Annotated in this window: 15 protein-coding genes; 9 read left to right on the top strand and 6 right to left on the bottom strand. The window is 58.5% G+C overall.

The annotated features are described in order from the left end of the window. Positions 1-166: 166 nt before the first annotated feature. The gene (locus ACZ1JV_RS08160) at positions 167-1,360 is read right to left on the bottom strand and encodes an ROK family protein (RefSeq protein WP_465139091.1); all 1,194 of its coding nucleotides are present in this window, start codon (positions 1,358-1,360) and stop codon (positions 167-169) included. Between the two features lie 93 nt (positions 1,361-1,453). On the opposite strand from ACZ1JV_RS08160, the gene ACZ1JV_RS08155 reads away from it, so the two are divergent. Beyond that, positions 1,454-1,636, top strand: a complete 183-nt coding sequence (locus ACZ1JV_RS08155) for an antitoxin Xre/MbcA/ParS toxin-binding domain-containing protein (protein ID WP_465139092.1) — start codon at positions 1,454-1,456, stop codon at positions 1,634-1,636. 100 nt (positions 1,637-1,736) lie between these two features. On the opposite strand, the gene ACZ1JV_RS08150 is transcribed toward ACZ1JV_RS08155, so the two are convergent. Continuing rightward, entirely contained in the window at positions 1,737-2,801 is a 1,065-nt protein-coding gene (locus ACZ1JV_RS08150) for an SDR family oxidoreductase (protein ID WP_465139093.1), read from the bottom strand. Positions 2,802-2,901: 100 nt separating this feature from the next. Between ACZ1JV_RS08150 and ACZ1JV_RS08145 the strand changes: the two genes are divergently transcribed. The 4 genes from ACZ1JV_RS08145 (at position 2,902) to ACZ1JV_RS08130 (ending at position 8,129) form a co-directional block, all read left to right on the top strand. After that, complete coding sequence (locus tag ACZ1JV_RS08145; protein ID WP_465139094.1) at positions 2,902-3,300, top strand: winged helix-turn-helix transcriptional regulator; 399 nt, start codon at positions 2,902-2,904, stop codon at positions 3,298-3,300. Between the two features lie 250 nt (positions 3,301-3,550). Next, complete coding sequence (locus ACZ1JV_RS08140) at positions 3,551-4,516, top strand: alpha/beta hydrolase (RefSeq protein WP_465139095.1); 966 nt, start codon at positions 3,551-3,553, stop codon at positions 4,514-4,516. Positions 4,517-4,807: 291 nt separating this feature from the next. Then, positions 4,808-7,075: a TonB-dependent receptor gene (locus ACZ1JV_RS08135; RefSeq protein ID WP_465149064.1), complete on the top strand. Its 2,268-nt coding sequence runs from the start codon at positions 4,808-4,810 to the stop codon at positions 7,073-7,075. A 136-nt stretch (positions 7,076-7,211) separates the two neighbouring features. Then, positions 7,212-8,129: an SDR family NAD(P)-dependent oxidoreductase gene (locus ACZ1JV_RS08130; protein ID WP_465139097.1), complete on the top strand. Its 918-nt coding sequence runs from the start codon at positions 7,212-7,214 to the stop codon at positions 8,127-8,129. Between the two features lie 104 nt (positions 8,130-8,233). On the opposite strand, the gene ACZ1JV_RS08125 is transcribed toward ACZ1JV_RS08130, so the two are convergent. Together ACZ1JV_RS08125 and ACZ1JV_RS08120 are read right to left on the bottom strand one after the other, a co-directional pair. Further along, on the bottom strand, positions 8,234-8,983 hold the full coding sequence (locus ACZ1JV_RS08125) for an SDR family NAD(P)-dependent oxidoreductase (protein ID WP_465139098.1): 750 nt from the start codon (positions 8,981-8,983) through the stop codon (positions 8,234-8,236). Positions 8,984-9,129: 146 nt separating this feature from the next. Then, on the bottom strand, positions 9,130-10,305 hold the full coding sequence (locus ACZ1JV_RS08120) for an FAS1-like dehydratase domain-containing protein (RefSeq protein ID WP_465149063.1): 1,176 nt from the start codon (positions 10,303-10,305) through the stop codon (positions 9,130-9,132). A 198-nt stretch (positions 10,306-10,503) separates the two neighbouring features. Between ACZ1JV_RS08120 and ACZ1JV_RS08115 the strand changes: the two genes are divergently transcribed. Beyond that, positions 10,504-11,376: a LysR family transcriptional regulator gene (locus ACZ1JV_RS08115; RefSeq protein ID WP_465139100.1), complete on the top strand. Its 873-nt coding sequence runs from the start codon at positions 10,504-10,506 to the stop codon at positions 11,374-11,376. 75 nt (positions 11,377-11,451) lie between these two features. Here the strand turns inward: ACZ1JV_RS08115 and ACZ1JV_RS08110 are convergent, their stop codons facing one another. Further along, the gene (locus ACZ1JV_RS08110) at positions 11,452-12,297 is read right to left on the bottom strand and encodes a sterol desaturase family protein (protein ID WP_465139101.1); all 846 of its coding nucleotides are present in this window, start codon (positions 12,295-12,297) and stop codon (positions 11,452-11,454) included. Between the two features lie 333 nt (positions 12,298-12,630). Beyond that, positions 12,631-13,407: a LysR family transcriptional regulator gene (locus ACZ1JV_RS08105; RefSeq protein ID WP_465139102.1), complete on the bottom strand. Its 777-nt coding sequence runs from the start codon at positions 13,405-13,407 to the stop codon at positions 12,631-12,633. Positions 13,408-13,762: 355 nt separating this feature from the next. Between ACZ1JV_RS08105 and ACZ1JV_RS08100 the strand changes: the two genes are divergently transcribed. From ACZ1JV_RS08100 to ACZ1JV_RS08090, 3 genes are all read left to right on the top strand, one after another. Then, entirely contained in the window at positions 13,763-14,578 is an 816-nt protein-coding gene (locus tag ACZ1JV_RS08100) for a helix-turn-helix domain-containing protein (RefSeq protein ID WP_465139103.1), read from the top strand. A gap of 345 nt (positions 14,579-14,923) precedes the next feature. Beyond that, positions 14,924-17,707: a TonB-dependent receptor domain-containing protein gene (locus ACZ1JV_RS08095; protein WP_465149062.1), complete on the top strand. Its 2,784-nt coding sequence runs from the start codon at positions 14,924-14,926 to the stop codon at positions 17,705-17,707. A gap of 80 nt (positions 17,708-17,787) precedes the next feature. Next, on the top strand, positions 17,788-18,393 hold the full coding sequence (locus ACZ1JV_RS08090) for a TetR/AcrR family transcriptional regulator (RefSeq protein WP_465139105.1): 606 nt from the start codon (positions 17,788-17,790) through the stop codon (positions 18,391-18,393). The last annotated feature ends 770 nt before the right edge of the window (positions 18,394-19,163 follow it).

Raw genomic sequence — 19,163 nt, 5'->3', positions numbered from 1 at the left:
TGAAGCTGAATGCAGAGTGGCGTTGTCGCCTCCGTCCGCTGCGTTTGAAGACGAATTACGCACCGCGTGCGTGGGTATTCACCCACGTATGCGATGTGCTCACTTCCTAAACGGGAGCATTTAGTGAGGTCAACTCACAAAATAGCTTTGAGGGGCTATAGTTGAGCTATCGGAGCGTTCCGCGCTCGCGATAAATATGCTCCAAGGCCAAGGCTGCCGTACCCTTCCAGTAGTCGCTCTGGGATAGGAGTCGAAACTCAATCCTCGTTCGCTTTAATATCGGCGACAAGCACTCACGTTCTACCGCCTTCATTACAGATTGGCTGAACAATCGTGGGATTTCCGGCATGCTGCTGGTGATGATGACGCGGCCGGGGTCGTGCTCATTGATATGGCTTGCGACCGCAACCCCAAGAATTTCTCCGGCAGAGCGAAACGCCGCGCCTGCGTCCTCGACACCCGCAATGGCTTCCGCACAAACCTGCCTGAGCGCTCCTGCCCGCTCCGAAGGCGGGGGAGAAGGCAGTCCTCGCTCTTCAAATAGCGCCGTCACGATCCCGTTGCCTCCGACATAAGTCGTCAAGCACCCTGAGCCACCACAACTGCAGGTCCGTCCGCCCGCAAACGCGACTTTGACGTGGCCGAATTCGACACTCATTCCGTTGTGCCCGGTCTGGAGCAGTCCATTGCGATAGCGCGCCGCGTTGATTCCCAGGTCGAGCAGCGAAATGGCGGTGAAAGTGTCCAGATCACTGTCATGCCCGAACCAATGTTCAGCCCGTGCAATGGTCGCCGTCCGGCTATCTATCGTAACTGCTATGCCGAACCGATCTTCAATCATCTGCCTAAGGGGAATGGCCCCCTTATCCTGAAAGGCTGGCAACCAGTGGACGATCCCTTTCCGATGGTCGACCAAGGCAGGTAGGCCGATTCCGATGCAGCTAATGGATTGTCGGCGTACGGAGGTGCTCTGCAGAGCTTCCTCGAGAGCCTCGCTTATCCTGGCGGGTAACGTTTCCAACCCATTGAGGCCGCCAAGATCGATACTGTGAGATGAAACGGGTGTACCCTTCAGATCGACGATATCGACTGGTGTCGGCCCATCGAGGACGGGGAATAGGCTTAGGGCAAAGCCGGCCTGGGCGTTGATTTGCAGCGCCGTTTTGGGACGGCCCCTGCCCAGCGCGACGGTGCGATCTTCGATTACCAGGCCTCTATCGATCAGGTCACTGACCAAACCTGTAACCGACGTTTTAGTGATTTCGAGCGCGGCTGCGAGTTCGGCACGGGACATGCTCTCGGATCGGCGAATGAGCTTGAGGGCGCGGAGCTTGTTATGATCTGGATCGAAGTAGGCCATGATCTATCAAGCATAGTGGATACTAAGCACAGCTCCATAGGGGAGATTGGCCACCTCACGGGCTTTGCAGAGCTGCTTTCGTAGTTTGAAACGATGGTCGAGGAGACGGGAAATCCCGAGGGCTTCGACGCAAGGGCTTGCCTCCTCGATTGGTTTGATCGGCCTGTCCCGGCCCTAGACGGTTTGCCTGTCACGCTCCTTCGCACTGAGGAAGGGCGTAAGCTCGTGTCGAAGTTGCTTTTACAGACCAGGCTTACGCGTAAACGCTGGTTATGATGAGACGCCACCACGCCCGGTCTCGATCAAAATCCCGGCATGGCTATTAGCGCCAGGGGACGCGAGGCTAGCAGGCCTTACGCCCCCCTGCGGCCGGCCGCTATGGGACCAACCGATCGGCTTTCAGTCGCTCGAAGAGCCGGAAGAAAGCATCGTCAGTTGGCTGATATGCCGTAAAGCCCAATCGCCGGCTCTTCGACATGTCGGTGACCACCTCAATCGGTCGACCAAGATCGGCATCGGTGTGCCATGGTGAGGCTAACCGTCCAATATCCATCTCCGCGAGACGCTCTCGTTCCGCGATGTGGCGCCAAACGGCAGAATCCTGTGCCATCTGCTTTTCCAGCGGAATGATCTTGCCGTCGAATTGTGCAGATTCCAACCCGAACCACGCTGCAATCCGCTCCCACATCCACTTCCAGCGGAAGACGTCGCCGTTGACGACGTTGAACGCATGATTGGCTGCCAAAGGCGTTTCCACGGCCCAAAGCATGTGCCGCGCCAAGTGAGCAGCATCGGTCATGTCAGTAAGGCCCTCCCATTGGGCAGCCGAACCCGGGAAACGGAAAGGTCGCCCCGTTTCACGACATATCGTCGCATAAACCGCCAAGGTGGTTCCCATGTTCATCGCATTGCCGACTGCTTGGCCGATGATGGTGTGCGGACGATGCACGCTCCAAGTGAAGCCATCGCGCTCGGCGGCAGCGAATAGCTCGTCCTCTTGCGCGTAGTAGAAATTGTCGACATCGAGGCGCCCCTGTTCTTCGCGAAACGGAGTCCGCGGGAGAACGCCCTGGCCGTAAGCCTCGAACGGCCCGAGATAATGCTTTAGCCCGGTGACAAGGCAGACATGACGCGGTGCCGCGCAATCAGAGCGTAGTGCCTCGAGCAGGTTACGCACCATAGCCGAGTTTACGCGTATGTTGTCCGCTTCGTTTTCCTGTCGCAGCCAGGTCGTGATGAAGACTACGTCCGGGCGCAGGCCGGCCAGCGCGACCCGGGTTGCCTCGGCATCCTGCAGATCAGTTGGAATGGGCTCGACGCCGGTCTGCTGCACGGGCCGCCGCGCCAAGCCGTGAACTAACCAGCCCTGTTCGACTAGCAGCGCCGCCATCGCACTCCCAACGATTCCGCTCGCGCCCACCACCAGTGCCGTGCTGCCCATACAATCAATCTCCAGTTCGATTACGGCGAATAGCTAGGCAAGCGCAGCCGATCGTACTAGACGGCACCTTTTTGGAACATAGGCACCATAAGGTAACCACGTGGACGCTTCCTTTATCGATGACAGTTGGCGCGAAGACTGCGCACCGCGCCGCGTGCTGGAACTGTTCGCCTCGAAATGGACCAGCATGCTTCTGCACGTTCTTCACGTCCGTCTGGACGGCAAGGCGAGGACCGGCGTGCTGCTCCGCAGTGTGCCTGGGATATCGAAAAAGATGCTTACCCAGACGCTGCGAGAGATGGAGGCGAGCGGCCTGGTTACCCGCCATGTGCAAGGCACTGTTCCACCAGCGGTGGAATACCGTCTCACCTTGCTTGGCAGGCGGTTCGTGGAGCCGATCGAACTGCTCTATGCTTGGGGCTACCAAAATGCAGATGCACTCGATCAACTCGGCAGCCGGCCGAGATCTCGTCGTGCAGGACTTTCGCCCAACAGTTGATGATCGCAATCATCTATCGAATATCGTGGTGGGCGAGGTCTGTGCTGTGTCTACCGAGCTAGCGATAGGCGGACGGCAGACGCAGCATCTCTCCCGAGGGCGAGACTGTTATCGCCATCTCACACCGCTACCTTTGATTGTGCGGTTATAGACCGGGCTTCCTGGCCAGTCGATTTTCCGACTTCATCAATGGTGCCAACTACCGCATTGATGTGGGACAGCCCGATGGGTCAGTTGAAGGAGCAAGGCCATGATGCTGCACGTTCCCGCCCGCGACGTACCCGTACCGACGGGGATTAGCGCCGAAGCGCGCGCTATCCTGACCGCTCCGCCGCGCGTCTTTCCCGATTATCCCAAGGTGACCGATCTCGAGAGCTGGCGGCGGTATGCCAATGCAGTGAACCAAGCAATCATCGGGCCCATGCAGGCGCGCGCCGCACAAGTTGACGCCACATGCATCGACAGTGAGATCGAGGGCGTCCGAGTTTACGATGTCGTGCCCGCCAAGCGGGATCATGCCGACCCGCGCATTTTGCTCGACATTCATGGGGGGGCATACATCATCGGGTTTGGCGAAGCCTGCCGAGCCCAGGCGATCGGGGTAGCAGGGGACCTCAAGATCCGGGTGTGTTCGGTCGATTATCGCTCTCCGCCAGATAACCCCTATCCAGCGCCGCTAGATGATTGTCTTGCGGTCTACCGTTCATTGGTCGAGCGCCATGGCGCCGGCAATATCGTTGTCGGCGGTGCATCGGCGGGTGCCAATTTGTCAGCTGCGCTGATGCACCGCGCGCGCGCTGAAGGTTTGTTGCTTCCGGCGGGGCTGATCCTTCACACGCCGCATCTCGATATGACCAACGGAAGCGATACGCTTTATGCCAATCGCGGGCTAGACGCTGTCCTCACGGGAAACGATCTTAACGCGATCACCACAATCTATGCACCTGGGGGGGACTATAGGAACCCGTATCTCTCGCCGCTGTTCGGGGAACTTGAGGATTTTCCTCCCACCTTTCTGAGTACGGGAACGCGAGACTTATTCCTATCCGATACGGTCCGGATGCACGCTAGGCTGCGTGCAGCGGACGTAGAGGCCGAACTTCACGTCACCGAAGCGGCTTCACACGGGAATTTTCACGGAGCTCCGGAGGAGCATCACATCACGCGGGAAGTGCGTAAATTCATGTCGAGGCTCTGGTCTGACGGGAGCCATTGATGTCGGGAAGGACGGACTTGGGGAGGCAGGTTTGGACGTATTGCCCAATCTACTCGTAAAGCCCGTAGCATCGCGTCGGCGAAGTTCGACGGTAGGTGTCAATTTGTCATGATCGATCAAGATTTAGGCCGAGTGACCGTTTCATCTGAGCGAAACGCCAAAGGCGGATCGCGAGGCGCATAAACGCGTGCAGAAACCCTCGCGCATCGACGGGAGGATTTCATGATTGGTATCACTGCGCGATCAGCTTCGCTTTTGGCGGTCGCTTGCGGGCTAGTGAGCAGCCCCCAGATGGCGCTAGCCCAACAATCAGACAGCGACCCCGGCGGGCCGGTAGCGTCCGAAATTGTGGTCACCGCTCAGCGCCGCTCGGAAGCATCCCGCGATGTGCCGATCAGCGTTACCTCGCTGGCCCCCGAACAGTTGGCGACAGCCAACGTGGAGCGCTTGTCTGACACGGCGAAGATCACTCCTGGCCTGCGGTTCGATACGCAAGGGCCGGCCGTCCAGCCGACCATTCGCGGTGTCGGCACGGCGATTACGACCTCCGGTGGCGGCCCCAACGTCGGCATTTACGTCGACGGGTTCTTCCAGGCCAACACCTACATGTCGGACTTCGACCTGCTCAACGTGCGCAGCATCCAGGTCCTGAAGGGGCCGCAAGGCACGCTGTTTGGCCGCAATACTACGGGCGGCGCGATCATCGTCACCACTGCCGATCCCAGCACCGAGACGAGCGGAGAGGCGAAAATCAGCTATGGTCGTTTCAACGCGCTGAACGCACAGGCTTACGCCACCTTCGGGATCAGCGACCGGGTCGCGATCGATGTCGAGGGGCTCTATCGGCGCGGGGACGGCTACTTCACGGACCTTTCGAACGGCAACGACAACATCGGCAAGTACGAGGACTGGTCGCTTCGTGTCGGTATGAAGGCCGACCTGACCGATGATGTTTCCCTGCTCTTGCGCTGGGTCCACGCGGAGACCAACGATCCCACAACCCAGTTGGTCAACGCCGATGTCGACAAGACCGGTAGTGCCGGCTTCTTCGACAAGGTTTCGGTGGCCGGTCAGGCAATCTATGGAACGTCCAGTTCCAAGGGGCTGCCGCTCGTCTACTTCTACGCGCCTTCGGGCACTTATGCGACCAAGCCGGGCGATGTGCTGCTGAATACGCCAGTGAGCTTCCGGTCGAATTCCGATGCGCTTCAGGCGACGCTGAAGGCTGATCTGGGCTTTGCGGACTTCACCTCGTACACGCAGTATCGCAAGGATCTATCGCCCTATTACGGCGATCTCGATGCCACTGCGATCCCGATGTTCAACATCTATGTGGGCGTGAATGACGAAACCTGGAGCCAGGAATTCCTGGTGAATTCCAAGCCGGGATCGCGGCTGCAATGGACAGCAGGCCTCAACTACTTCCAGATCCGCGACACCTGGGACATTGGTGCCAGCTTCGGCGGATCGCCTTATCTGCCGTTCGGCGGCTCCAGCACGACGACGAAGTCCTACGCGGCCTTCGTCGACGCGACCTATGAGGTGAACGACAAGCTGTTCCTGACGCTGGGCGGCCGTTACAGCCACGATACGGTTGGGGATGCCTTCTTCATTACCAATTTCACCACCACCGGCTACACCGGGCCCAATGGCGAGGTGGTGCCCTGGACAGGCGGCGCCGGCGTCCACATCCCGGTCGCGACGTTGAAGAACGACAGCTTCACGCCCCGCGCGGTGATCCGTTTCAAGCCCAGCGAGGAATCGAGCGTCTATGCCTCGTACACCAAGGGCTACAAGGCGGGCATCCTCAACGTGGGCGGCTATTCGCAGCAACCGGTAAAGCCTGAGAAGATCAACGCCTTCGAAGTGGGCTACAAGTACGACGACCGGGTGTTTTCGGCCGATCTTGCGGGTTTCTATTACGACTACAAAAACCTTCAGGTTTCCAGCTACCAGAACGGCACTGCGCAAATCCGAAATGCCGCCTCTTCGGAAATCTACGGGATCGAGGCGCAGCTGCGCTACAAGGTGAGCAGCGCGTTCTCGCTGCTGGCTGGCGCATCCTGGACGCATGCCCGCTACAAGTCGTTCGCCAACGCGCCCTATTACAGCTACTGCGATCCGGCGGTCATCGATCTCACCAACTCGATGGCCTGTATCCCGACTTCACTGGGCGGTTCCGGACCCGGCGCATTGACGCAGACCTCGACCGATGCCTCGGGCTTCAAGATGCAACGGGCGCCCGAATTCACCGGCAATATCGGGGCGAGTTACGGCCTTGACCTTGGCGGCGGCAAACTCACGCTATCGGGCAACCTCTACTACACTTCCAGCTTCTACTTCGATCCTGCCGAGCAGTTCCGCCAGAAAGGCTACGAAGTCCTTGCGCTGCGGGCGGAGTGGACCGATCCCTCCGATCGCTACACGGTCGCAGTGTTCGGGGATAATGTGACCAATCGCCGCTATCGCTCGCAGGTCCTGTTCAACACGCTGGGCACGGGTTCCGTCTGGAACTCGCCGGTTACTTACGGCATCGAATTGGGCGCGAAGTTCCGATGACAGCACTGTGTCTGGCTGACCAACGGATCGGCGGCGATCGGCTCGAACTAGGTCAAAAGCGCCGGGTGATCGCGACGTTCGTAATGGACCCGCAAGTCGGGACGCGGCCGGGCGGCGACACAACTTGGAGAGCATCATGAGTGAACGTCGTTTCGATGAGCGGGTCGTCGTCATTACCGGCGGCGCGCGCGGGCTCGGCCGCACTTATGCCGAACTGTTCGGCTCGCTCGGCGCAAAGGTCGTCATAAACGACAATGGCAGCGCCTTGTCGGGCAGCGGATCGGACGCCGGACCTGCCGAGGAGGCAGCCCAGGCCCTGCGCGATGCCGGATATGAAACGGTTGCCTCGACCGACAGCGTGGCGACGCCGGAAGGCGGCAAGGCCATCATCGAGGCCGCATTGGATGCTTTCGGCCGGATCGACGTGCTGATCCACAACGCCGGTAACAACCGTTTCGCGATGCTGGACGAGATCAGCTACGAGGACTTCCGCGCGGTGGTGGATGTCCACTTGCTCGGCGCCTTTCACGTCGTTCGCCCGGCGTTTGAACGCATGACCAAGGACGGTTATGGACGCGTCGTTCTGACGGGATCGATTGGCGGGCTCTATTCGATGCCCAGCGTGGTGAATTACGCGGTTTCAAAGTCCGGCATGATTGGCCTCAACAACATCGTCGCGATCGAAGGCGCGGCGCGGGGGGTGAAGTCCAACATCATCCTGCCCGGCGCGGTGACGCGCATGGCCGAGGGCCTCGACATCTCGCGGTACCCGCCAATGGGGCCCGAACTCGTGGCGCCCGTCGTCGGGTGGCTGGCGCATGAGAGCTGCTCGGTTACAGGCGAGATGTACGTCTCGATGGGCGGACGCGTCGCGCGCGCCTTCATCACCGAGACGGAGGGGCTCTACCGGCCGGACTGGAGCATCGATACCGTTGGCGACAATATCGACGCGATCCGTGATAGCGAGCGTTTGTGGACGTTCCATCCGGCAGAGGACGGCTTTTCGGAGCACATGGAAAAGAGCTTCGCGCTTGTTCGCGAGTGTCAGGTTTGAGGATCAGATTTCGCCGATCGCAAACCGACCGGCAGGACCAAATAGGGCCCTCTGATCGATCGGTCTTGTCGCCGAGCAGAAGGCACCAGTCTGGATTCTAGATGTTAGGAGGGGATGCGGCCTCCGTTAACGCCGAGAGTCTGTCCAGTGACATAGCTGCTGGCGTCAAGGCACAGCCACGAACAGGCATTGGCAATGTCTTCAGGCTCTCCGGTGCGGCGCACGGGGATCATGTTGCGCACGGTCTCCAATGGGATCGGGAATTTCTCCTTGTTCGCTTCCGACATCACCGTGTTCATCACTATGCCCGGCGGGATGTTATTGACGGTGATGCCAAGCGGACCGAGTTCAGCCGCGAGAGTACGCGTGAGCGTGATGATCGCCCCCTTTGACGACGAATAGGGCGCCATGCCCGCCGATCCGGTCTGCGCACTGGAGGATGACATGTTGACGATGCGCCCCCAACCGGCATCGATCATGTCCTGCAAGACTACCTGCGTCACGATGAAAGTGCCCTTCACGTTGACCTCGTAGATACGCTCCCAACGCTCGTCGGTGATCTCAAGAAACGGAGTGGTATCCGTTATGCCGGCATTGTTGACGAGGACCGTGATCGGCCCAAATTCGTCACGGATCCGCGCGACGGCGGATGTCACTTGCGCGCGATCGGCAATGCTCGCCTGAACCGCGATCGCCTGGCCGCCCTCAGCGACGATTTCGTCAGCGGTCTTTTGCGCGTCGTCGAAGAGAATATCCAGCACGCCGATCGCCATCCCGTCGCGGGCGAGGCGCTTTGCGCAGGCCTTGCCGATCCCTGATGCCGCTCCGGTTACAAGTGCTGTTTTGCCGGTCATCTCTCTCTCCTCGATGTTGCGCTTTTTTCTTCCCGAGCCGGACGTTGCTTGGCTGATCCAACGTCCAGCTCAGGGGTCTTCATTTCAGGTCCGCCGTCCGGTCACCGAGCCCTGATAGCTCATGGCATCGGCATCAGCGGCTCCCGTCATCGGTTGTCCGGCCGTTTGGGCAAGGCGATCTCTGCAGTGCCTGTCGCCATGGTGACGCCTTTCTGATTTGCCATATGATGCTTCACATGGATGAGGTGTCGGCCACGATCGTCCACGGTCTTGTCGACCACCTCGGCAGTTTGGATCGTCACATCGCCGGAGAGGGCGGGCCCTCGAAAATTGGCAACCGAGTGTACGACCATGCCGTGCTCGCCTGCCCAACCGGACAGGAAGTCAATCACCCAGGCACCCATGGCTCCGCCGTAGCCGTACGCGCGCGGCATGCCGATCTTGCGGGCATATTTGGGGAACAAATGCCCACGCGAGGGCCCGTAGTAGGCACCGTCGGTAATCTCGGGGTTCTCGAGCAACATGTCGGGATCGTTCTCGCATCCCGCCATCTCGGGGGTGAAGCCGAGAGCCACCATGTCGATCTTGCGGACCTGCAGCGCCCCCCAAGTGTTGATGATCCAAGCGCGCCATTCAGTTGAGAAGCTGGCGATGGAATGAGGACCGAACACGCGCTCATCGAGTTGGTCGCCCACCTTCACGTCATCCCACCAGCGCTCTTGATGGCCCAGCTTACGTAGCATCCGGATCCATCCGAGCTTGCGCTCCTCCAGCGCTTCGATTTCGTCGTCAGACCATTCGGGTTCCTCGAATTCGCCTTTGTTGACGTTGTGACCGCCGGCTTCCGCATTGTAGCGAATCGCTGTCGAGCGCTGCTTGGCCAGCAGCTGGCCATGCTGGTTAGTGTAAAAATTGTCGCCGCGCTGGAAACAGGTCGGGCCGGCAAGTTTGGTTTCCTTGACGACGTAATCCAATGGAATGCGCTCATTGTAGACCCAATCTCCGCCAGAAATGCGGAAGTCCTCGAACCACCATTCCTCGCCGCCGAACAGCAAGTGCGAATTAGGGATTCCGCCAACGCAGGCGGGAGATGTGCCCATGCCGTCATCCACTGCACAGGCAAAGCTCTGTGGTGCAACGATCTTGGCCCAGCGCGTGGCCTGCGCATAGGTGGGGTCATAATGGGCTAGGTTGGGATAGTGCATGGCGTGCGCCCAACGACGGATGTCGTTGTTGGCGATCGGTTCGCGCAGGCGCGAGGATGTGATCGCCTTGCCGAGGTACTGGTCGATATCCGAGCAATCGAGAATTGGGGAGCCCATCGTGATGATCCTTGACGTCGTGTGAAGCGGTGCCGCGCCCAAGTTACGCAGCGAGATCGTGCGTTGGGTTCGACACCCGGTTTCCTCTCGACCCGCCGGCCTCGCAAGACAGAGCCGTTCGCGGGTTTGCAGGGCGACTGGATGAGTGACCCAATGCCTGTCCAATGCCGAATTTTCGTATACCTATGCACAATGGTTATGAACGTATCCTCCAACAAACTTCAGCAGGTGATTGCCGTAGCCCGGTGCGGCAGTTTCTCTCGCGCTGCCGACGAGCTGCACATCAGCCAACCTGCGCTAAGTCGCAGCATTTCGACGATCGAGAAGCTTCTGGGCTTTGCGATTTTCACCCGGGTCGGCCACGGCGTTGTCCCCACTGCAGCCGGTGCGCAAGTCATCGCGCTGGCGGAGCCGCTGCTGCAGTCTATGCGGGTTTTTGACAGCAACATGGGGCTGCTCGCCAATGGCCAATCAGGATTTCTGAAGATAGGCCTGCCGCCACTCCTTGCGAGCCAGCTTGCGGCAGACCTCGCCTCGCACTTCTGTGCCGGACCTAACAAAATTGACTTGTGCATCTCTATCCGCAGCGCTCCCGTCCTGTTGGAAGAGCTGAAAGGCGACCAGATCGAGTTCCTGCTTTTTGCAGAGACTCAGCTTGACCCCGGTGATGACGTCGATCGCGTGCCGCTCGGTACGATCTATCCAACTTGCGTGGTAAGGGCAGGGCATCCACTGGCACTAAAAAAGGGAAGCTTATCCAATGAGGATTTGGCAGTTTTTTCGTGGGCCAGTTCTGTCGATCTGCCAGCGATGGGCGATTTACTCAATCCAGTCCGGTTCTTCTGCGACAATTACCACGCTTTACGCGACGCGGTGATGCGAACCGATCTCATATGCATTTGCACCCGAGCGTTTGTCGAAACGGAGCTCGCGCAGGGCAGTCTACAGGAAATCCGCGTTCCCGGATTTCTGCCGAGCGCGTTGACCGTTTATGCAGCGTCACTGAAAGGGCGTATGTTTTCGCCACTTGCCGAACTGGCCATCAAACGCATTACGACACTTCTTGAATAGCACCATGCATTGGAGCGCTGAAGACGCCCGGACATCGGGAGCCGGCCCAATCCGATTTAACCAGGCCTCCACTGTCTATTCGGCAGGGTCCATTTTGCTGCCGCTTCGGGATTTCGTCGCCACAGCCCAACTACCCACGTTGAAAGGCGCAAATGCATCGTCGGCCCAGTGCGGATTGGCCCCCGGAATCCCGTAGCGGAACGGCCTGCCTTTCGGGGTGTAGAGCGTTCCGAACATCCAGTCGTAGATGCTGAGGAAAATCCCATAATTGCGGTAATTGCCGCCATCTTTTCCGTAGCCATGATGAGAGTGATGAATGCCGGGCGAGATGAGGATATGCTCCAATCCGCGAAAGACAGGGCCGGCAAAACGATGGCGGCGAATGATGTCATCCCAGCGGAAGTCGCTGTGCGTGAATATGCCCCAGAAGGAAAACGCAGCGATGGCAAAGCCTGCCGCTTTGGCCTGGCCCACATAGATTGCCAGTGACATCACCCAAGTCAGTCCGGACAGGAAGCCCCAAAAAAGGCTGATTCGAAAATTGAGCATGACGTTGACATATTTTGCGGTGTGATGCGTGCGATGCATTCGCCACATCCAGTCGCGATACCGCTTGCCCTTAGATTCATGCGAAAGCCGATGGACCCAATAGTTTGCAAATTCTGCCAACAGGATGATTGCAAGCAGCGACGGCAGGAACGGCGCTCCGGCCAGTGCTCCTTTTCCGTTCGGCGCGACGGCAGCGATAAGATACGCGACAATCACCGCGGACAGTGGGCGTACTGCCGCACCCACCACAATGCAGATAAAGTTCACCAGATGATCGCTGCGGCTGTACACCTTTTTGTGACGGCCCGTCGCAATCTCTGCGATGAGAATGGCGCCGGTGACGCCCAACACCCAAATGCCCAAATTGCCCATTGTCGCGCTCCTTATTACCCCAAGAGTTGCAGAGGGCATTTGGGCTGTCCAATGCATAACAGGGCCATGTTTGATTTGCTTTTGACATAAGTTCAAGTCGGTCACAGAGGGACGACATTGCCAATCAGGCAACCGAAATTAGAGGTTCCCTCGGCGTGGACATTTGAGCGCAGTCATCTTTCGTAGCGCAGATCAGCACTCCCAAGCTGACCGTATTGGATTTCCAAGCGCTTTATCTGACGCGACAGGCTTTCTTTGAATTTTCGCGCCGCCGGCGACAAAGATCTGCGCTCCAGCGAGTAGAACATCATCCGTAGCCGCGGGCTTTCTGCTTCACCCGAGGTGGGCAATTCCTGCAATTTTCCTGCTTCGAGTTCCGGGATGGAGGCAAACGGAGAGGAAAGCCAGATACCGTCGCATTTGAGGACAAGCCGCGATAACGATTGGTAATCCTCGACGATATGGGGGGGCGCCCCGGAACCAACCCCGGTTATTGGTCACGAGGTCGCTGCTTATTCCCTTGCGATTGGCCAAGAACAGCGGAAATCGACTCGCTGCAGGCGGCGTCTCCAATAAGGGGTGGCCCTGCCTGACGATAAACGCGAGGGGAAAATAGCCGAGCACTTCGCCGCGAATGCGCACATTCTCTGGAATCTGCCCCTCTGCAGCGACTATGAACTCGATCTCATCGGCAATTAGCAGCGGCCAGAGCACCTCCATATTGCGAACCAAGACTTCATTCGCAACGAGCGAACCGCTATCAATTCGCTCGGCCAATACGGACGACAGAAGGGCATGAGCAGGCAGAGGCGCCATACCGACCCTGATATGTCCACCGTCCCCATTGGCCGCCAAACGCGCCTGACGTTCAAAATCATCGAAGTCAGCTACGAGAGCGGTAGCCCGCTCAATGATCGAGCGACCTTGAGTGGTTGGGCGAACGCCGCCGCGGTCACGATCGAAAAGACGTACGCCTAACTTCTGTTCGAGCGCTTGGATTGTTCGGCTAAGCGAGGGCTGGGACATCCCCAAGTCATCTGCTGCTCGGGAGAAATTCAATCGGCGTGCCAGCACGATCAGGCTGCGGAGGCTACGGATGTCGGTGGTCATGCGGAATTGCTATCAAAAAACCTTTTGAAATTCACTGCGCGAACATTTCGCGCCAAACCTGGCGTTCGTCAGGACCCTGCTCAGGAGCGTAAGCGTGCCTGTATGCAAACCCTAACGATGACGGCCGTCCGGGCCTCTTAGGCCCATGGGCATGGGAGCGGCTGGCGATTGGCCCCCACTGACCTCGACCACCGCCGATCGCATCCCTCTACCGTGTCGTCGAGCCCTCAGCGATGTGGGGCTTGCTTTGACTTTGCCTATATACTAACCATCCTTAGTATAAAATGAGATATGCTCGTTTTTTGTATTCTCTCGGGGGCCAAGCGAGCAACCTGATTGTGGAGAGGAAAGACCGATGAATGGATCATCAGTGCCGTCCCATTTGGCGAACAAATCAAAGATCGCCCGCAGAGTGGTCGAGGTCCTCGAATATTTCGATGACACGCACCGGGAGGCGACGGTCATGGACATCGTCCGCCGCTATGACCGCCCCCAATCAAGCACGTCTGAACTCCTGTCATCCTTGGTTGAACTGGGTCTGCTACGCAAGGACCCTGCTGCACGCACCTATCAACCTACACCTCGTGCGGCATTGATCGGCACGTCCGGCCAGCCTGAGTTTGTCCGCGATGGTCGCATTGTGCGACTTATCGACATTCTGGCTTCCAGAACGGGGTTGTCCGTGGCTCTCTCTGCGATGGTTGGACTGGATTGCCAGATCGTACACTGGCGCCACTCACCCTACGCGATGGCTGCCACGCGGGAACTCTCAGGGGGGCAGAAGGATCCTGTCCAGAACAGCGCGGCAGGATGGATGATGCTCTCCACCTTCCCAATGCATCGCCGCGAGGGAATGCTTCGGCGCTTGAACGCAGAGGCACCTGAACACGGCAAGTTTCACGTGGCCGAATTGAACGGCCAGATCAATGAGGCTGGTGACCGCAGGTACGTCATGGGCCCCGTCGGATTTGGGACGAAAGCGTTCGGCTTTTCCGCGCTGGTTCCGCGTCAACCGGCGGGCCGGCCGATGGCGATCAGCCTGATTTGGGGCAAGCACGAACTCGTCAACGAGGCCGAACTACTACGGGCTGTGAGTGAGACCATGCGTGAATGCCTGCCGGACCCCGTCCCACTCGAAGCGTCCGAATTTCCTCAGTCATTGGATCAGTAAAGCGCGATCTAACAGTAATGTCGATTTCACCGGACCCATTGGTTTTTGTGCTGGCGCGTATCTCAGCCCGAGGAGATTGACCGCCGCGCGGTCAGGCTGAAAGACCCGACCGCGCGTACCGCCGTGCGCTCTACTTGACCAGCGAGGATATTGGCTTGCCTGCAGATGATATGACGCAAGCTCGACTTGACGTGCAATTGCGCTCAAGCAACCATTCGGTTGGTAGGTGCGACTACATCCAATCCCATCTTAGGTTTTTCATTCCAGCTCAAAAGAACGGCCTGAAAAGCCGGGAGTGAGTTCATCTCACCTGCCAGTTTTATAAAAACAAAACAGGGAGAGAGTATGAGCGTGAATTCTTCACGATTGAAGCGCTGCGCGTTGGCGAGTGTCGCCTTGGCCGCATTGCTCCCGGCAGCTGCATGGGCTCAATCATCAGACGAACCGCCGCCGAGCGAAAAACCCGCTGCGACTCGCGAAACCGAAATCGTCGTCACTGGTACCCTGATCCGAGGCATCGCGCCGGCAGGCTCGAACGTTATTGGAATTTCGGGAGATGAAGCGAAAGCAACCGGCGCGGCAACGACCAACCAGCTACTGTCCAGCCTTCCAACCGTCGGCAATTTCTTCAACTCTGTTCAATCCGGGGTTTCCGGCGTTGCTGGCTCCAATGGCAGCATCCCCATCGCCCGTCCAAACCTTCGCAACCTTCCCGGCGCCAATACCAGCGGCGGCGCGCAGACGTTGGTGCTTCTAGACGGCCACCGGGTTACGCCACTTGGCATCAGCCAGCTTGCTGTCGACCCGGATTTCATTGCTCCGCTCGTCATCGAACGCGTGGAAGCCATGACCGACGGCGGTTCGGCGGTTTACGGCTCGGACGCACTCGGCGGGGTCATCAATTTCATGACGCGCAGTCGCTTTGACGGTGTTCAGATCGATGCCAAAGTCGGCTTTGCGGACAGCTACACTTCGTATCAGGCGGGCGGCATCGCCGGTAAGGATTGGGGCACGGGCTCGGCCTACATCGCCTATCGGTATTCGAAGAACGATGCGATCTTTGGATCCGATCGCGACTATGTGCATCGCACCGACCCGCTGACCGGCATTTCGACCGGTCGCAACTGCGCGGAAGGCGTCAATGTTGCAGCGGGGAGCCGATCGTACGTACTGAATGGTTCGAGCTTGGTTGCAGGGGGGGCGGTCACCTGCGATTACGCCCAGGACGTCGCGATCTATCCCAGCGTAAAGTCGCAGAACGTCTTCGCCAGCCTGATGCAGAACCTGAATGACGACCTTCGCATTGATGTGAAGGTCTATTACGCTCAGCGAAACATTCGCGGGAACAATGGCACGCTCGGCAACGGACAACTCGGTACCGGCTCGGAATCGATGGTGACGCTCGCCCCTTCGAATCCGAATTATCACCCTTTCCCGGCGGGGGACCCCAGCTTCGGGATGAGCCAGACCGTCCGCTTCAGCCTTGCCGATGCTTTGGGGCCACGCTCGAGCACGCAGAACACCAACTTGGAAACCTGGAATATCACCCCGCAACTGACGTGGAAGATTGGCAGTGATTGGCAGCTGCGGGCGCTTGCCAACTACGGCGAGGGAACGGTTGATTACCGCAATGCGCAGCTCGTGAATGCGCGGGGGAACTCTCAACTGCAGAATGCCGCGAATACCGGCGCGCTCAACCCTTACAATGTAGCCGCCACCAGTCAGTCAGTGCTCGACAGCATCGTTGGTTACGATGTTGGAATCGGCCGGAACCAATATGCTGACTTCCGCGCCATTCTTGACGGTCCTATCCTGTCCCTGCCGGCAGGCGATCTGCGCGCGGCCGTAGGAGCGGAATATTCGACCGATACGATGCGGCAGCGCACCTCCAACGTCACGACCTATGTGCTGCTTCCGCCCAAGTCCTATACGCAGACAGTGAAATCACTGTTCGGAGAGCTGCAAATCCCCGTCCTGGGCGGCGGTGACAGCGATATGTCCCTCGTCGTGGCGGCTTCGGGACGGTATGACAAGTACAACGACTTCGGCGATACCTTCAATCCGAAGGTTGGTGTCACCTTTGTCCCGTTCAGCATGCTGACGCTTCGCGGAAATTGGGGCAAGTCGTTCAATGCAGCCACGCCTGCCGATCAGCTTGGCGTGTTCTCATCGATCGCCCAGCAGATTCCCGGCGCTTTTCTGCAGTTCCCGCCAACCACTCCGGGAATCTGCGGAACGCCAGGCCTTCCGGCTTGTGCTTCCGCGACGGCCGCAGGCGTCTACCTCAACGGCGCAGTTCCAGATCTGCAGCCTCAGAAAGCGACAACCTGGTCGGCGGGCTTCGACTTCCGGCCAGTTGATCAGATCACTTTGAGCGCGAGCTATTACAATATCGACCTCAAAGGTACGATCGGACGTCCGGTCACCGGATCCAATCTGACCGATTTCTACACCGGATATCCCGACCTCTGGCTGTTCCAGCCATCGGGCCAACAAGTCGCTGCCATTCTGGCCACAATCCCTTCGACGGGTGTCGGAGTGGCACTGGCCAATCCCACCTCGACCAGTCAGGCGCTTCTCCTCGGGGCTGGCGGATCGACGACGCCCGTCCAGGTCCTTTTGGACACGCGTGCCCAGAACCTGGGCCGAACCAAGCTGTCGGGCATCGACTTTTCTGCCAACTTCAACTTTTCGACAAGTTGGGGGGCGATCGACGGCCGCGTCGCCGGTAATTATCGCCTGACCCAGAAGAACCAGTCGCGCCCCGGGATTGCTTGGTTCGATGTCCTGGAATTCGATAACTCGAAGTACAGAATTTCGACGAACCTTGGGACCACGGTCGGCCAATTCCGCGCGCAAGCAACGTGGAACCTGACGCCCGGTTACACGCGCAGCGCGAATGTGGCGGGTCAGAAGAGGGTTTCCGATTTCAACATCGTAAACCTCTACTTTGGCTACGATTTCAAGGGCGATGGCCTCACCAATGGTCTCAGCCTGACCTTAAACTTTGATAACATCTTCGATGAAGACCCGCCGGTTTATCTCGATTCCGGGCAGCCGGGCTATCTTCCCGGTGGCACGTTCTCGCTTGGCCGATTGGTCCAACTGGGCCTGACAAAGAAATTCTAAGCTCTGGCCGAGATTGCATCCGAGGACCCGCCCGATAGTTCTGCGGGGCGGGTTCTCTTTTTCCTCGAGGCACAACGTAAATGAAATCAGGTCGCAAGATTGTGCGCATCGACGGTGCCATACGCCGTGTGCAGATCATGGACGAAGCGCAGCGCCTCATCGGCGAGCGAGGATACAACGGTTTCGCCTTGCAGGAACTCTCCGATCGCTGCGGGCTGACGAAAGCGGGGCTCCTTCACCACTTCGACAGCAAGGAGCAAATTCTTATCGAACTGCTGCAGGACCGTACCGAGCGTCACTTGCGCGACATGAAGACGTGGATTGCCCGGCGCAAAGCCTCTGCGACAGATCGGCACGACCGAGCGGCCTTTATAGACTCGCTTCGTAAGGTCATGGAAAGCGACACTGCCGATGTCGAAATGGTGCGGATGCACATCATGCTGCAGGCCGAGACGCTCAGCGCGAACCACCCGGCGCACGACTACTTCATCGCGCACGAAGCCATGCGACAGGACAGGCTGGCTGTTGCACTCCAGCACTTTTGCGACGACCCAGCTTCAACTGCCCGCAGCATATTGGCGTTGATGGATGGTTTGACCGTTCAATGGCTGCGCGAGGGCATGACTTTCGATCTGGCCTCGCAATTCACGGCGGCGATCAGGCTCCAGATGCCGCTTGCTGGGTGAAATTGCCCAAATCGCTGCCGGCTTTGCGAACCTTACGCATGTTCGCGCACGCTAAGCGAGTAGCCCAGATTCTCTACACTCCGCCGCCCGCCGGCACGATCGGCGGGCGTCTCACCTAGAACGCAACCAAAGCCTTTCTGACAGGCGATGTGTTTGAGGTGCGGGGATCCAGACGCAAAGCGGTGTGGTTTTCCGGTACGCTCGCGTTCGACTGGCAGCCAGGCGGGGTCGGTTATGGCCTTTCCCAGACTGGGACCGCCGCTTGGCGGCTGAATCCACCCGCTTAAATGTGCCGGAACAGATAACATAAATTATGTTAATCGGCTGAAATCGGATGACAGAGACAGTAAAATGCGAAGTGATCCGAAGCCAGAATATGCTCAACAATATGTCGTAAGCAATTGCCATAATGCCCGAAATCCAGCATCGAAAATGGATACCGAGGCCCCCTGCAGGCGGTTTCAAAAAATTAATTCTGTGTGCGCCGTTTTAAGAGGCATGATATTATTGGTCGAGGCGGCGACCCAAACTCAATAACGTTGAGAGCGTTTTGCGTCGCGCCGGATGGAAATGGAAGCTGCCATCAAAAACGATCGCGTCGCCGAACGGTCTGGAATTGTCCGGGTGGCCGAGACGTATGTTCAGGTCCTCTGTGGCTAAAGGTCTTGGCCCTTGTCTCAAGACAATGGTAATCCCTCACGCCCGGCATTTTTCATCATAACTGCGGCTTGCCTTGAAGGGTTCCATCCGTAAGATTGCAAACGCGCCCT

Source organism: Novosphingobium sp. BL-S-19 (assembly GCF_055521675.1).
This window is presented reverse-complemented; position numbering and strand designations above follow the sequence as displayed.